Raw genomic sequence first — 241 nt, forward strand, 5'->3', positions numbered from 1 at the left:
CGACCGCCTGTCGATGGGCAATCCGGGCGACTGGAAATCCGCCGGCTCGCCGGTCGTCGAGGTGCGTATCGACCATGGCCCCGGTTATCGCGTCTACTACGTCCGGCGCGGGACGATCTGGGTCATCCTGCTCTGCGGCGGCGATAAATCGACGCAACCAGCCGACATACGGGCCGCGCACGCGGTGCTTGCGCATCTCGACATGGAGTGATCGATGGACAAGGTCAGCACCCGGCCGTGG

The 241-nt window shown here is 66.0% G+C and carries 1 protein-coding gene; it reads left to right on the forward strand.

Annotated features, from left to right (window positions below; all coding sequences use genetic code 11):
* On the forward strand, positions 1–211 hold a 211-nt coding region (locus KVT39_RS37240; protein WP_217591514.1), incomplete at its 5' end, for a type II toxin-antitoxin system RelE/ParE family toxin.
* Between the last annotated feature and the right edge of the window lie 30 nt (positions 212–241).

Source organism: Burkholderia sp. GbtcB21 (assembly GCF_019091065.1).
GTDB lineage: Bacteria > Pseudomonadota > Gammaproteobacteria > Burkholderiales > Burkholderiaceae > Burkholderia > Burkholderia pyrrocinia_C.